A 15,890-nucleotide genomic window follows, 5' to 3' on the forward strand; every position below is an offset into this window, starting at 1 on the left:
CCCGGATTTTCTTTCTCCCACTGCACTTTCGCTTTGGCGCGGTCTTCCGGAGAAACAGACTTCATTTTCTCCTGTGCATCCTTGATAGCACTCAGTTCACCCTGCGTCCGGGCAATATCTGCAGCCTGGTTGCCAATGTCGCTGATAAGCCCGACTTCCTTCAGCCGGTTCTGCTCTTTCTCTTTATCGAAGATTGGGCTGATGCTGTCGTTGGCGTGCTCCGTGTCACGGCTCAGATCCGCCACATCCTGCTTCTGGTTGGACTGGTCACGGATAGTGATACTGCCATCGGCGATAGCTGCCTGCGTGGTGCCTTCCGCGTGCCCGTTGTTCCCCGCCGCAGAAATCATCCCGCCAGGCATATTGCCCTGGAAGTTACCCCCGAAGCTGCCGCCACCGCTGAGACTGACGCCGGTGTGCTCAGTTTTGAAATCCGCTTCGTTATGCAGGTTACTGAAGCCCAGCGTCCCGGTGTCGAGGTGGTTTTTGTCTGCCGTTGCCGTGGAGGCAATTACCGCCCCGTCCAGTTGGGTATGGTTGCCGACGGTGATGTCGAAGCCACCGCTGCCCGCATACAGACCGGTCTGTTCCGCCACCGAATCGAAGCGGCTCTTCATTTTGTCCTGATTCGCACTGATATAGCCCGAACCTGTCATCGAGCCGAAGGTGAAGCTGCCGCCTGCCGCCACGCTGGTCTGTTTGCTGTCGTAGTCGTTGTTGTCCTGCTGGCTGCTCATCAGCAGGTCGCGACCGACATCGGCGATAATTTTATTACCGTTAACCTGGGCGCCTTCGAGCACGGTGTCATGCCCACTTTTGATGGTGACGGTTTTGCCGCTGTCGACGGTGGTCTCGGTCCAGTCAGTACCGTTACCTTTGTCTTTACCGTTTGCAGCATTAACGTTGGCAAATACACTGATACCCGCGCCATTCCCGCCGGCACCAATACTGATACCGATACCACCGCCGCTGCTGCTGTTCTTGCCGCTGGACTGCTGTGTATTCGCCGCGCCTGCCAGCAGAATGTCGTTCTGCGCATCCAGTACGGTATCGCCTCCGGCTTTCAGCTGGCTTCCTGCAATCACGATGTCGCCGCTGTTCGGGCCTTTATTTTTACCCGTCGCCACAACAGAGAGGTTGTTGCCTGCGTTCAGCGTACTGCCTGATACCGCATCGCTCCCGGCGTGCTGTTGTGATTTTGATTTCTGGGTGGTGAGCGAGAGGCTGACACCCATCGCATTCGGGTCGCCGGTCGCGGAAGCCACTGCGGCAGCCTGTCCGGCCTGCACGCCAGACAGTGCCGTTTTGGTGGCCTGCAGTGCTTTCAGGCGACTATCACTTTCTTCGTTCGTCTCCTGTGCTGCGGTGACGGCATTGTTTATCGCGCTGCCGACCGTGCCAGAGAGCGCCAGCGTCAGGCCACTTTTCTTCTGCTCAAAGGTCTCGTCGCGGCTGCGCTTGTCGTGGCCCGGTTCAATGATGACGCTGTCGCCGGTCACCGCCAGGTCTTTGCCTGCAATGAGGTCGGCACCGCCGATGTGTGTCTGATTACCGGCAGAAATCGCCACGCTACCGCCCGTCGAACCGACGGTGCTGAAGCTCTGGCTCTGCGTGGTGCCTGCTTCACGTAAATCGTGGGTGGTTTTGCTGCTGCCGACAGTGATACCAATCCCACCGGTTCCCATCAGGCCGCTCTTCTTCTCTTCTTTAAGGCGCCACGAGGAGTCAGTGTTGGTGGCGGCCACGATATCCACGTTGTTTCCCGCTCCCAGCGCCACGGTATTATCGCCCACGACTGAGGAGCCTTTCACCAGGAGGTTGTTGCCCGCTTGAACGGTGACGTTATCACCGGAAAGCAACGTGCCTGCTTCACGGCTCGCACTGTCTTCCTCGATAGTGTGGGTCGTTTTCTTGCTGAGGAAGCCTTTTTTAGTCTTCGTCTCTTCCTGGTAGTGATAATCACTCTCGGTTGCTGTTGTCAGATTGACATCACGTCCGGCAGCCACGGCGATATCACCGCTGGCAGTGGCCTGAGCCGCTTCGCTGTTCACGTCGCGCCCGGCAATTACCGTGGTATTGCCACCACTGGCGATTTCCGTGCCCTGCTGACGTACTGACTCGTCGATGACGGTTTTCTTGCCGCTGCGCGAACTGCTGCCGTCCACCGAGGCTTCAGCCTGCAGATTCACATCACGCCCAGCCTGCATCGCCACATTGCCTTCTGCGGCAAGCCCTGCCGCCTGGCTGTTGATGTCCTGGCCTGCTGCCACTGCCAGGTCGCCGCCTGCGGTAATGGTGGTGCGCGCATTGTCGGTGCTGTGGGTTTCGCTTTTGCCTTTTGAACTCGTTTCGCTGGTTTGTCCTGCGTTCAGGTTCAGGTCGTTGCCGGCAATCAGCGTCACATTGTTGCCCGCGTTGACGGCACTGGCTTCGACGGTTAAGTCGTTACCCGCCTGAATACCCAGGTTGCCCCCCGCAGAAATCGTGCTGCCCTGCTGCGTGACCGATTCAGTACTGGTCGCCTGAGTGCCGCGGAAGCCTGACTGGCTGTAGCTGTGAGTGACCTGGTTTGCCGTTATCGCGATATCACCCCAGGCATCCATCAGCAAATTGCCACCCGCGGCCACATTCGCCCCGGTTATGTTGATATTCTGTCCGGCACTCAGACTCAGGGCATCGAGTGAGGTAATGGACGCGATGTTGCCCACGGTCGTATCCACTATCCCGACATGGCCATTTTTACCCCCGGTACCAAGACTCCAGGTACTTGTCTGCGTGATGTTATTAATGCTGCCGTCCAGACTTTCAAGCTGGACAGTTTTGCCACTGATGGTTGAGCCGATGTTGTTGATATCGCCCAGCGAGCTCAATCCCAGGTTGCCGCCAGCATGAATCAGGCCGTTGTTGAGGTTACTGATGCTGTTGCCGCTGTCGATGCTCAGGTTATTTTTCGCGGTGATGCTACTGCCGCTGTTGGTGATGTTGCCGCCCGCCAGCTGGACGTTGTTACCGGAAATCACGCTGCCGTTATTCACCGTCACGTCTTTTGGCGAGAGATAAACTTTCGGCACCATCACCATCTGGCCGTTAATGGTCGTCGCTTCCCACCATAGAATACTTTTATCAAGTGAAGCGATTTGCACCTGGGTAAGCGCGATACCGAATGCCAACCCCAGCGACTGCTGTGCACTGGCCGCGTTATCCATCAGGTACTGCATCTGCGCAAGATCTGAACCAATGCCGTTGATGTAGCGATTGCCCGTCTGATTCAGCATGAAGTTGCTGACGTAGCGTGTATCAAACGCCGCATCGCCGAGGAAACGGTAGTCGTATTCCGGGTGCAGGTTCAGGCGATCCAGGAAGTAAGACGAACCGAGGAATTTATTCTGATCGGTATAAGTGCTGCTGGTTTCCCGCGGGGCTTCGCCCGGTTTCATACCCATCATGGTGTAGAGATCGCCAAACAACGAAGGATCAAGCTGGCCGAGACCATCGAGTTTCGGGTTGGTGGTGATCAGATACGGGCTGTTAGGATCTGTGGAAACAACGAAGTAGCCATTCTGGCCGCTCGGCAATGGGTAAGCGCTGGTATCAACCGCTTTGCCAGCATGATTGTTCAGGCTACTGCTACCTGGTTTCACCAGCGCAGCATTTTGCATAGCAGGGTCCGCGAGATCGCCTTGTGAACCCAGCCCGGCGTTGCCTTCTGCTGCGTAATCTCTGGAGGAAAGATCGGCCGAACTGTTATCCAGATTACCGCCACCGTTGATTTGCTGGATAGCGTTTTGTAGTTGATCCTGCCACTGCGGCGTACCCGGCGTAAGGTTATCGGCGCTGGCGAGGCTTTGTTTCTGAACACCGCTGTCAATGTTTTGGTTGCTCAGCGTATTCAGGGTTGGCGCTGTAATCGTGTTGCTGATTTTGCCCGCGTTCGCCGAAGTGGTGGTGTTGCTGATATCACGGGTAAAGCTGGCGGTGACGTTGCCGCCTGCCTGAATGACGGAGCGGTAAGCTTCACCCGCTTCATATTCTGAGGTGCTTCCTGCCAGGGAAAATTTAATGCTGCTGTTTTTAAAATCAGGAGAAAAAGTACCCAGTGAGTCGAGCGGACCTGTCGCATAGGGGGAGCTCTTACCAGCAACGTACTGATAAGTCAGATAATTGGTCTGCGTACCATTTTCCCAGCTCTGGTTATCCAGTTGATTGCCTGAGAGTGCAATATTACGTGTAGCCAGAATATGACTGGCTTTGTTTTCAAGCGCGCCGGCCTCAATCGTTAAATCACGTCCTGCTGCCAGGCGAGCGGCGCCACCGGTGCTTGACACACCGATTTGCTGTTGAGAAATGATAAATTTCTGCTGTGCACTGTGTGCAAAAGGGGCGTAGTAGTAACGCGTTTCGTCGTGATAATTACATCCCCCATTTTGACCACCGGCGCAGTTTCCTGTTTCGACCTGAACGACCTTGCTGTAATAACCATAACTACCATCAGGGAGTTCGCTAACCGGGACAGAAATGGTGGCGTCACCTAACCCGGAAATAGTTGTCGGTTTGCTGACTGTATTCTCCGAGACCTGTAACCCTTCCCGCTCATTCAACAAATGCCCGGTCTTGATCGTAATATCACCGTTCACCGTCTCAATTGAACCGGACGTATTCACGACCTCGGCGTTAGCGTTGCCTGTCGTATCGCGCTGCATCACCAGGCTGTTGCCCGCCAGAATATCACCACGATTGTTTTTGATGCTGTCTGCCAGCAGGGTCATATTGTTGCCCGCATACAGCAGCGCGGTGTTAAGCAGGGAGCCGGCGGCTTGCGCGGTCAGGCTGCCGCGGGTGCCGGTGAAACCGTTGAGGATAATCTCGCTGGCGCTAGTCAGAACCACGTCGCCACCGGCCTGCAGCGTACCCGCAGCATTCATATTGATGCGGCTGCCGCTCAGGTTGCTGGCAGCACTACCTGCAGTGAGTTGCCCGTTGTTGGTCAGCACGCCACCCGCACCAATGTTCAGTCCCTGGCCTTGCATCACACTTTGGTTAGTTATGTCGCTGTTGCTGGTCAGCGTCAGCACATTGCCCGCCGCCATCACGTTGCGCGAGGTAAACGCATTCGTCAGGCCGACGGTTAAATTACCCAGCGCCACCATCTGGCCAAGCTGATCGAACCCGGTGCTGCTCAGTACCAGATTACCCCCGCTGAAGAGTTTCCCTACGGCCTGAAGATTGACCTGACTGGCGTTGATATTGAGCTGGTTGTTGCCAAGCAACGTCCCGCTGTTGGTCAACACCTGATAGTCAGAAATCAAGTTCGCGGCCTGCACGGTGCCCTGATTGCTGAGGCTATTCCCCTTCATGCTCATCTGCTGGTCTGCCAACAACGTCCCGCTGTTGGTTGCGTTTGCGGCGTTGAGTAGCAGCGTGGTTGCCTGTAGCCAGTCGTTATTGGTCAGGCTTGCAGTGTTGAACGTCAGGTTGCCTGCGAACAGCAGTTTGCCGTCGTTTTGCGCTGAGCTGACCGCGTCAATGCGTGAGGAACCCGCCCCCTGCAAAATGCCGTAGTTGATTAAATTCGCCGTGGTGATGGTCAGTTCGTTCTGGCTGAGGAGGGTGCCCGCCGCACGGTTAGTCAGGTTGCCGGTGAGCACAAGCATGAGCGCATCATTGCCCTGGATACGCCCCTGGTTATCCAGCGTGCCGCTGGTGATGTGTGTGTTGTTGCCCTGAATGCGCCCGAGGTTAGTCACCGAAGTGGCATTCAATGCCAGTGCGCCGCCCGTCAACAGGGTTTTGTCTTGCTGCTGCGTAAACGCGCCGTTGAGCGCCACGGTCAACCCGTTAACACCGCTAATCTCGCCGTTGTTATTCAGCGTGGTACCGCGCAGCGTCAGGTTTTGTGCGATCCACTGCCCGCTATTGGCGAGGTTCAGCGCCTGTAATACCGCATTGCCACTGGCGGTGATTTTGCTGCCCGCGCCAGAATTCAGGTCGCCGGCAAGCGTCAGACTCAGGTCGTCGGCACTTTGAATCGCGCCGTTGTTATTCAGATTGCTGGCGTTCAGCAGGATGTGTTGCCCCTGCCAGACTCCGCTGTTGACGATATTGCCACCATTAATGTTCAGCACGCCCTGAGTTAATAACTGGCCATTCGTGTCGTTGTTAAGTTCCAGCGCCGCTGCGGAAAACGTCAGTGAATTCAGGCCGATAAGTGTGCCCAGATTGCTGATTTTATTCTGCTGAGCGGTGAGGGTTTTGCCCTGAATCGCGTGGTTGTTATTGAGCGTGCTGCCCGCCAGCGACATATCGCCTTCGCTCAGCAGCGAACCGTTGTTATTCAGCGTTTGCGCCTGAATCGTTGCCTGACCTTTGCTGAGGATGTCGCCGCTGTTAGTCAGCGTGTCATTCACGTTGGCAGTCAGGCCGCTGCTAGCAATGACCGTGCCGCCGTTGCGCCAGTTGTTCGCGCTGAACTTGTTTTGTACGCCTTGCTGCAGACCGTCTGTAGCAAGATTTTGCGCGTTGAAAGTCAGCATGCCACCGGTAAGAACACGGCCATTCGCGCCTGTCGTGATGTCGTCTGCGTTCGCATTCAGCCAGTCGCTGCCCTGCCACAATCCGTCATTCGCCAGGCTTGTCGCATTTAAATCCAGGCTTTGCCCGATGACTTTGCCACTGTTGTTAAAATTGCCAGCGCTAAGTGCGACAGCCTTCTGACTCCAGATTTTGCTGCCGTTAAACATGTCGCCATTTACGTGAGCGGTGAGGCCGTTCACGCCGATGAGCGAACCGGTGCTGGTGAGGTCGTTCAGGGTTAACGAGAGCAAATTCCCCTGCAAAATGCCGCTATTGCTTAACGAGTCGCCGTGAAGCAGCAAATCGTTCGCCGCCACCAGGCCTGCGTTTTCGAGATTACCGTTCAGTGTCGCGTCGTGCTGTGCCAGTAAACGTCCGCCAGCCTGGTTGATAAACGGCCCGCTGAGCGCAAGGTTCATGTTTTTAGCCGCGATATCACCGCTGTTATTCAGTTCATTGCCCGTCAGTGTCAGCAGGTCGTTCACCTGCAACAAACCGGCATTGTTCAGGCTTTGTAAGGCGAGAGTGAGTGCCCCGCCGCTCACCAGTTGCCCATTGCTGCGGTTAATCAGGATCGGCGTTTTAAGCTGTAACGTGCTGTTGCCTTGCAGCAGCCCGTTGTTATCGAGGTTTTGTGTTTCAACACTGAGGTTATTTGCCGCCAGTTTGCCACTGTTGACTATGCTGTTTGCGGTCAGGCTGGCATCCTGCTGGCTGACTAAAGTACCGCTATTGATCAGTGCGTGACGGGTTATGGCATCCAGTTTATTTTGCGCCTGCGCAACACCACCGTTTTGCCAGTCTTGCGCATTCAGGGAGATATTTTTTCCCTGCATCAAGCCCTGGTTATTCACCGTCTGTCCATCAATTGCCAGTGCGCCGCCGCTCAGCAGTTGACCGTTGTTTTGATTAGTGAACGTCTCGCCCTTCAGGCTCAAATCAAGATTGCCTTGCAGCAACCCGCTGTTCATCAAATCGCCACGGAAAGCAAGCACGTTTGCCACCAGCATTCCGCTGTTTTCAAGGCTGCCACTGTCGATTGTCAGCCCTTGTTTCCCCAGCATTTTTCCCTGGTTTTTAAAGTCATTCGTCACCCTGATGGTGCCGTCCAGTTCGCTTAACGCATTGCCAGTGTTGATCCACTCGCCGCTCGCCAGATCCAGATTTTTCCCCTGCATCAGGCCCGCATTCGTCAGGCTGCTGGCACGCAACACCAGTTTGCCGTTGCTTAAAAGCACACCCGAATTCTGGTTATCAAGGGTGCGGGTCGTCAGTGTCAGCAGGTTCAGCCCTTGCAACGCGCCGCTGTTGGTCAGCTTCGACAGGTTAATATTCGAATCACTGGCGGTAATCACGCCCGCGTTAGTGAGCTCCTGGGTGGTCAGCGTGAAAGTGGTCGCTGCATTGAACACTCCAGTCTGGGTATTCGTCAGTTGCTTCGCGAGATTCAGCACGATGGCTGTTGCCTGCAATGTTCCGGCGTTCACGAAGGAATCTGAGTCCAGCGAGAAATCACCCGCGGTCAGAATATTGCCCTGGTTGCTGAAGTTTTTTACCATGAGATCCAGCGCCGCATCACCCTGAAGATCGCCGGTGTTAGTGAGCTCATCGCTCTGAATCGTCAGGTTTTTGGCAGCAACTTGCCCGCCGTTTTCAAGGGTTGATCCTTTGAATTGCAGATGTTCTTGCGCCAGCAGTCGCCCGTTATTGGTCACGCGAGCCGTGCCCGCCGTCATATTCACAGAGTTAATTTCGCCACTGTTGGTGAGCTGGTTGCCATTGAGCGTCAACCCAGCGTCGCTCGTGATAAGCCCGGCATTGAACAGTGTCGGAACCGTCAGCACAAAATCCTGTGTACTCCAGACCGTGCCACCCGCCAGGTTATTCAGATTATCAACGGCTAAATCCAGAGCCTGAGTGCCCTGCAACAGTCCACTGTTGGTCAGGGATAGACCCTGCAACGTCAGCGCTGAAGCAATCAACGCGCCGCTGTTATTGAACTGGTTACCGCTCAACGTCAACGCGGAATCGGTTCTGAGCGTACCGGCGTTTGTGAAGGTGGGAATGTTAAACGCCAGGTTTTGCGAACTGTACAAATAGCCGCCAACCTGGTTATCCAGCAGTTGCGCAGAGAGGCTTAATGCCCTGTCGCCCTGCAGCAGGCCGGTATTGACGATAGTCTGGCTGGTGAGGCTGAGTTCCGGTGCCACCAGGGAGCCGCTGTTGTTGACGTTGCCAGCATGAATATTGATAGCAGCGGCATTAGATTTACCGTTATGTGACAGGTTATCTGCGCGGATAGCGAGATTGCCACGGGCAGCTTGTGTGCCATTCAGCGTGGCATCTGTGGTGTTGAGCGTAAGCTGACCATCGCTTTGCAGCTGCGCATTTTGTTGGCTGGTGAGTCGCTGAGCCTGCACCGCAAGGTCGCCCTTCGCGATAACTTCGCCATCAAGATTGGCATCGTCAGCATTCAGGGCAATATTGCCCTGGCTGGTGCTCAACGAGCCGTTTGCGGTGGTCAGGGAATTAGCCTTCACCGTCAGCGCATTTTTGCCCGACAGCGTGCCATTTTGCTGAATATTCCCCGCGATAACCGTTAACGCGTCATCACTGAGGATTTGTCCGCTGGCCGCGTTATTCAGCGTGTTGGTCGCGTTGATACTGGCACGGCCTTTGGCGCTCAGCGTGCCGCTTTGTTCGAAGGTTTGGGTGGCGAGATCCAGCTCACCGCCGCTCAGCATCTGGCCCTGATTGGTCAGAGCACCGGCGTTTATCGCCATGTTTTTCTGGCTTTGTACGGTGCCGGTATTTTTCAGCGTGCTGGCGTTAAGTTGTGCGGCACCATTGGCGGTAATATTGCCGCTGTTGGACAACGCACCGCTGTTTAAAGTGACATTATTTCCGGCAACCAGCTGGCCGTGGTTATCCGTCGTACCGGCGACTTCAGCCGCGATATCACGCGCAGCGTCAGCACGGCTGCTGCCATCCTGAGTTAAATCATGTGCTTTGAGATTAAGATTGTTTCCGGCAGTCAACGTCGCACTGGATAAGCTCAGCTTGCCATCACTGTTCAGGACAATATTGTTGTCGCTGACAAAGGTGCCACTGTTAAGCGCAACGTCCTGCCCGCTAACATGGATATCGCCGCTGGCTTTGTGTTCTCCGCTCAGTGCAACGCTCTCACCTTTTGCCGTCAGGCTGCCGCTGGCGAGGCTGTTTTTAACCATCAGTTTGCCATTCGCATCCAGGGTGATATCCCCCTGGCGGGCATTCAGATTGCCAAGGTTGACCCCGACACCTTTGTCGCTGGAAACCAGGTGAATACGGTTGGCGTACATGCCGCCAAGCGCGCCGGTGTCCACCGCAACAGCCGGTGCCGCGCCTTCACCGGCAATTGCCGTTGCGCGTCCATCAGGCGTGACGCGGTTGGCTCCGGCAATGACCGTTAAATCTTTGGCATGAATGTCCGCGTTGATTTCCGTGGCACGCGAGATTATCGACAACGCATCAGACTGACTGGCATCCAGCCCTTTCCCTTCAACGGTGATAGAACCTTTTGTGACATCAAGAGATTGCAGATTACCGCTGGCATCCAGTACCGGTTTCCCGGTGGTCAGTGTCGCGTTCGGCGTGTTGATAAATCCGCAGCCGTTACAGGTGATGCCATACGGGTTGGCGACCATCACGTTGGCCGCTTTGCCTGCCACTTCGGTGTAGCCCTGAAGCTGCGAGCGGTTCGCGCCCGTCACTTCATTGATGATGCCACGCGCTTCCTGGCCTGCTTTCAGGTTCGGGTTGTTCTGGATAATCCCGCCAAGCTGCGTCTGGTTGAGTTGGCCAGTGGCATTGTTGAGGATTAAGCCCTCTTTGCCGACGTTGTAATCCTGATACTGGTTATGGGATATCCCCGCGCCGTTGGGCGTGGCGATGTTCACCACCGGCACCCCGTTCCCGGCCTGGTCAATTCCGGTGGCACCATTGGCGGGGGTCGGTGCGGCAAATGCCGGGATGACAGGCTGTCCGGCGAGTAAGGCGCAAATCAGGTAGCTCAACAGGCGCTGTGCAAAACAAACGGGTTGCTGATGATTGTCCATAATCTTTGGCCTCACAAAACAATGCTAATGCGGTAATAAATGCTGAGATGGTCAGGCGCTAACCAGTCCGGGTATTTGACAGGTGTTCCCACCGTGAACTGGCTGGCGTAATAACGGTTGGTGCTTGATAACCCCACCGCTGTCCCCCACAACGTGCCGGATGCCCACGGGTCGTGTTTATCTTTTTGTAGCCAGCCACCATCAAGGGCAACGACGCTGCTGACCTGGCCAATAAATGGCAACGTGAACAGCACATAGTTGAGTTCATTGCGCAGGTAACCGCCGTTATCACCGGATAAATACTGCTCTTTAAAACCGCGCACCGAGCTTTCACCACCGATAGTCAGGCGTTCGCTGCCATACAGCCGGTCGGGTGACCACTGCCCGTAGAAACTGGTCAGCCACCATAAATCGTTCGCCACCGGGCGCTGGAAGCTGCCGTTGACACTCCATTTTTTGAACTCAGCTTTTGGCAGAGCGTCGTTTTTACCGTGGTCGTTTTCCGCCCCCAGCCAGGGCACGCCGTGGCTGAATGTGGGGTTCAGCGTGGCAACACCACCGAAGATTTTTTGCGTGTGGTTCAGGCCAAACAACAGGCTGGTCAGCTTGCGGCTGCTGCTGTCGAGCAGTACATCGTTAAGATAGTTACGGCTGATTTGATGTGTCAGGCCAACTGAAGCGCCGGTTTTGATGTCGCCGTCGCGGAACAACACCCGCGAGGCGGTAAAACGGTGTGACTGGCTGTCGCCCGTTGACGCCCAGCCAAAGCCATTGTTATTAATGGTGCTGAGGTAATTGCTCCAGCTGTAGCTGTAATCAAACAGGTTATAGCCGTAAGGTACGCTCAGTCCTGCCTGCACACTTTGTGCATCATGCGAATCAGAAAAATCACTGCTGCGCGCGCCGCTAATAAACCATTTATCGGCAATGCCCAGCAGGTTATTACCCGTCAGCGCCCCGTTAAGCTGGCCAGTACCGGTACTTTTTTGCCCGCTGTTATCAAAGCCCAGCGAGAGGCCGAGGGGAAATTCAGGCGTCGCGGTGAGGTTAACGATGGAATAGCCTGGTTTGCTGCCAGGCAGAATTTCAATCTGCACCGGATTGCTGCGCAGGCGGTTGATTTGTTCCATGCCCTGCTCAATGTCACGCAGGTTGAGGATTTCACCTTCAAGGCCAGGAAAGGCCATATATAACTGGCGGGAAGAACTGCCTTCCAGGCGTATTTTCTCAAGCCGCCCCTCCATCACCGCAATGTTTAATTCACCCTGTGATAAATCCTGCTCAGTGATAAAAGCACGGCTGGTAATATATCCTTTCTGAATATACCAGTCGGAAATATCTCGCGTTAACTGCGTGATCTTATCCATTCCAATGCACTGATTGATATAAGATTTTTTAAATTCAGTCTGTTTTTTATCGGAAAGCAGTGTTGCATCATTGATATTGATGGAATGAATATTAAAACAGGGTCCAGCGCGGGTCACCGGTTCAGTTACAGCAGGTTGACGTAATGGAACAGAACGTTGTAATTCTTCCCTTTGCTGCTGATTTTGTTGCAATAAGCCCTGTTGTTCCTGGCGAATAAGGTCGCGATCCGCAGGGCTAAGCGGTGCAGAAAATACCGGGGGAATAAATAGCAAGACACAGAACGTGAAAATGCTAAGGGTGCAATTATTTTGAATGCGCAATTATTTCGTCCATGAACAATAATGCCGACGCTAAAAAGACCCCGCATAGACACAATATTTAATAAAAATTCACAATATGATAAATGTGAACACATCCTTTGGTCACATTCAATACAAAATATATATATTTAGGATAATTGCGGTATTCATTTTTTATTTAATCAGAACTTCATCAACCATCGCGCTACCCAAACGCATTGCGGAACATATCCGTGGCATTCCCAATGACACGCCGCGGTGGGTTTGGGTGGTCGCAAAGCTCACGGGTTGCTTTTCGCAGTCCGAATCGTCACCAAGCCATGCCAGCGCTTCTTTGCTTTCCATCATTTCCGGTGTGGACGGAAACATCAGCCATTCATAGTAATAATGACGTGTGCGAACAGACGCATTCACATCGTGCGCTAATTGGCTGATAGCCAGCGCACGCACTTGTTCAATTAGCTCGCTAGCCTGCAATGAATGACCAAAGCGCACCGCATCGCCAAATGCCCCCCAGTACAACTCTTGCAGCGCGACATAACAGCGCCCAGCGGGGGAGAAACTGAGGTAATGTCCGGCCTGCCAACGGGCGAAAACCTGCTCGCAATGCACAATGCCCAAATGTGTCAAATCCGTACCGTGTAATTGCGTTTCCAGTTTACCCACACGCTGCGCAAGCTGCTGCTGCACTTGAGATAATTGCTGGCGGGTGATGGTTGAGTCGTTGGCCAACCGCACTGAAGCTGCCACTAAAGCCGTGACACTTTCATAGACTTTGACCAGCGCGTGGTGCTTTTTCCCCACCCGCTGACAAAGCTGTCCGAGCATCGCCATCGTCACTTCAGGCGTATCCATCAACACCTCGTCCAGCGCCCATTTTTGCAACTGACTCTGGCCGATAAATTCACCAATCAGCCGCTGATAAAATGCTTTGCTTTGCTGGCTGTGCCATGGTTCACGCGTGACACCACTATTCTTTGCAAAATCGACGACAAATTTTTCAGCGACACATTCCAGGGCGCGAGTTGGCGTTCCAGGTAATAAATTGCTCATGGTTGTTCTACCGTAAATAGCGTCTGAATATCATCCCGCAGCAGGCGGGTGTCCTCATGGATATATCGCGTGGTGCGTAAGCACTGCTGGAGCTGTTGGCGCAAGGCCGTGACCGCATCTTCATTTTGCTGGCGTGCTATCAGGCTTTGTTGCAGGTTCAGATGTATGGCGTCCAGTGCTTGAGAAAAATCAGCAAAGAAGGCCGTCATTCCCTCGCTCACGGCATATTCAATTTGCACAGTCATGGTCTGATTGAGCTGCAACAGAAAGCTGGCAATGTGCTCACTCAGCTTGCGCTGCACATCAGGCAGGGAAATCACGTAGCGGCTTTGCATCACGGTGTAACCTTCCCAGCCCCATTCGTCGCTATTCAGCCAGCGCGCAACGGTGCCACGCATCCCTGCCGGGCGGCGTAACTGTGCGACAGGAATATCCTGCTCTTCAATCAGCTGGTTAAATGCCTGATTGGCATTGAAATTTAATAACCCGACGTGAAACACTGGCAGGCTGATATTGGTGCGAAATCCGGCCTGGGTTAGCCCTTGAGCGACGCGAGCTTCAATCGGTTTTAAGGTATTACGCAGCGTATCCGCCAGTTCGACTTCCAAAAAACTGAACAGATGCATCAGCTCCTCAGTCATCTTTTCCTGCGCCGCGGTGAGGATTACCTCGCATGAAGCACGGATTCTGTGTAGCGCAATTTGCGCCGATTGTTCATCATCAAAACTCAGCGTTTCATTGCGGGCATCAAAATCGATTCCGCGACGCGTACCAAACGACAACGCCTGACGGGTGAGTTTTTCCGGCACCGTACCTTGCAGGAAATAGTCCGCAATATTGGCATTAATTTGCAGCTCATAACGGCGGATGAAATCCTCCATCGTTTGCACAGCCTGGTTTACATTGCTTTGTGCAACTGCACTGGCCGACTGCTGGCTGTCGGTCGCCAGACGCATGTCATCTTCAAGTGCTGCGATATTGCGCTGTAATTGTTCACTGGCAATGCGCAACCCCTGGCAGCGGAAATTCAGGTAATCTTCCGCGCCCTGCGTGTAGACCAGTAATTTCTGGCAGGCAGAACGCAGCGCGTACATCGAGGCGTTAGCATGTGCGGCATGCAGCACTTTTTTGATTGGGAAGGCAAACTGCGAGTCCTCCCACAATAATTCGGCTGACTGGCGCAAACTCTCTGAATCAATGAGATCGGTACTACGCCAACGGCGGCCCAACGCCGCATCGGCAAAATCTTGCACCCAGCGATGTTCATCGGGATCCGGCAACATACCGTGCAATGCCAGTTCATGACGGGCGCGGTTGGCTAAATATCCCCACATTGAAGAGACGGGGAAAACATGGTTTGGCTCAATCCCCCCTTTCATCAAGGTGCCTGAAATCAATGTCTTAACCTGTGCTTCGTCGTCGCCATTGCGGTCTTTTTGATCGAACTTGTTCACCAGCACATACAACGGCACCGAAGAACTAGCACCTAATATCGCTTTTCGCACGTCTTCATCAGAAACCGACTTCAGTTGGGTGTAATCCAGCACCGCCAGCACGGCAGAGGCTTGCGCCAGTTGCTCCTGGAGCATTTTTTGCAGATGCGGTTGCCCGGCTTCATTTGGGCCAGGAGTATCTAATAAAGTCAGTTGCCCATAGCTTTCATTAATTCCAGCTAAATGGACAAATTCCACTTCAATGACCGGAACATGCTCAATTGCGGCATAGGCTTTAAATGGAAATGCGACATCCAGTGCTTTGGATAAGCGCACTAAATCATTCAGGCTTTTCAGGCAATGAAAAATAGGCTGAGCACCAAGATAATGCTTAGCAAAAGATTCCCCCATGGTTATTCTGGTTAATAACCCCGTCATATCCCGATCAATTTCCAGATGCCTGCCCAACGTTTCTCTTTCGGTTTGTTGCAAGCGAAGTTGCAAGGCCTGCATTAATTCCTCGATGGGTTGCACGTACGGGAAATGCAGCACCGGTTCACGCTGACCAGGCGTGTGGCGAATCAATGTGGGTAACGCTGTCATCGGGCGATTACGGTTTGGCAGGACTTCGGTGCCAATAATGGCGTTGATGGTAGTCGATTTCCCCGCTTTCACCGTCCCGACGATTGCCAACACCATTTCATGTTGGGTGATTTTGCGTAGCTCATTTTGCAACAACGCCTGCTGCACCTGAATGCCACGCGGACCAAACTTAGGAGGAACAACCGACCCCGTCGGCGATTGCCCAAAATAATTCTCGTCTTGCTGTGTAGTAAAAGAGGTCGTTTTTAAGGTATTGAGATTTTGCAGCGCAAGTTGCAATAACCGCTCAGCCTCCTGACCTAACTCAAATATTGCTTGTGTGTGCATAAAAAATCCTTCCTTAAATCAAATTATCCGGATTTTTATAAAGTCATTTATTTTCTTACCGATTAAGTACCGGCATTTATAATTACACGCAGGAATCATTAATTCGATAATGTTATATTAAAGATGTTTTATTTATATAG

4 protein-coding genes are annotated in these 15,890 nt (G+C 53.6%); all 4 read right to left on the reverse strand.

From position 1 onward, the window contains the following. Positions 1-10,667 (reverse strand): hemagglutinin repeat-containing protein (locus MES37_RS19615; protein WP_237932446.1); only part of this gene is annotated, 10,667 nt, incomplete at its 3' end. Positions 10,668-10,678: 11 nt separating this feature from the next. After that, positions 10,679-12,307, reverse strand: a complete 1,629-nt coding sequence (locus tag MES37_RS19620; RefSeq protein WP_237932448.1) for a ShlB/FhaC/HecB family hemolysin secretion/activation protein — start codon at positions 12,305-12,307, stop codon at positions 10,679-10,681. 201 nt (positions 12,308-12,508) lie between these two features. Next, complete coding sequence (locus MES37_RS19625) at positions 12,509-13,387, reverse strand: diguanylate cyclase regulator RdcB family protein (RefSeq protein ID WP_121814495.1); 879 nt, start codon at positions 13,385-13,387, stop codon at positions 12,509-12,511. Then, on the reverse strand, positions 13,384-15,750 hold the full coding sequence (locus MES37_RS19630; protein ID WP_237932451.1) for a dynamin family protein: 2,367 nt from the start codon (positions 15,748-15,750) through the stop codon (positions 13,384-13,386). Before MES37_RS19630 ends, MES37_RS19625 begins: the two co-directional genes overlap by 4 nt. Positions 15,751-15,890 lie beyond the last annotated feature (140 nt).

It is taken from the genome of Buttiauxella sp. S19-1, from assembly GCF_022134725.1.
Classification (GTDB): Bacteria; Pseudomonadota; Gammaproteobacteria; order Enterobacterales; family Enterobacteriaceae; genus Buttiauxella; species Buttiauxella ferragutiae.

Coding starts and splice junctions, on each gene's coding strand:
- MES37_RS19625 (WP_121814495.1), bottom strand. CDS start 13,387: ATGAGCAATTTATTACCTGGAACGCCAACTCGCGCCCTGGAATGTGTC.
- MES37_RS19630 (WP_237932451.1), bottom strand. CDS start 15,750: ATGCACACACAAGCAATATTTGAGTTAGGTCAGGAGGCTGAGCGGTTA.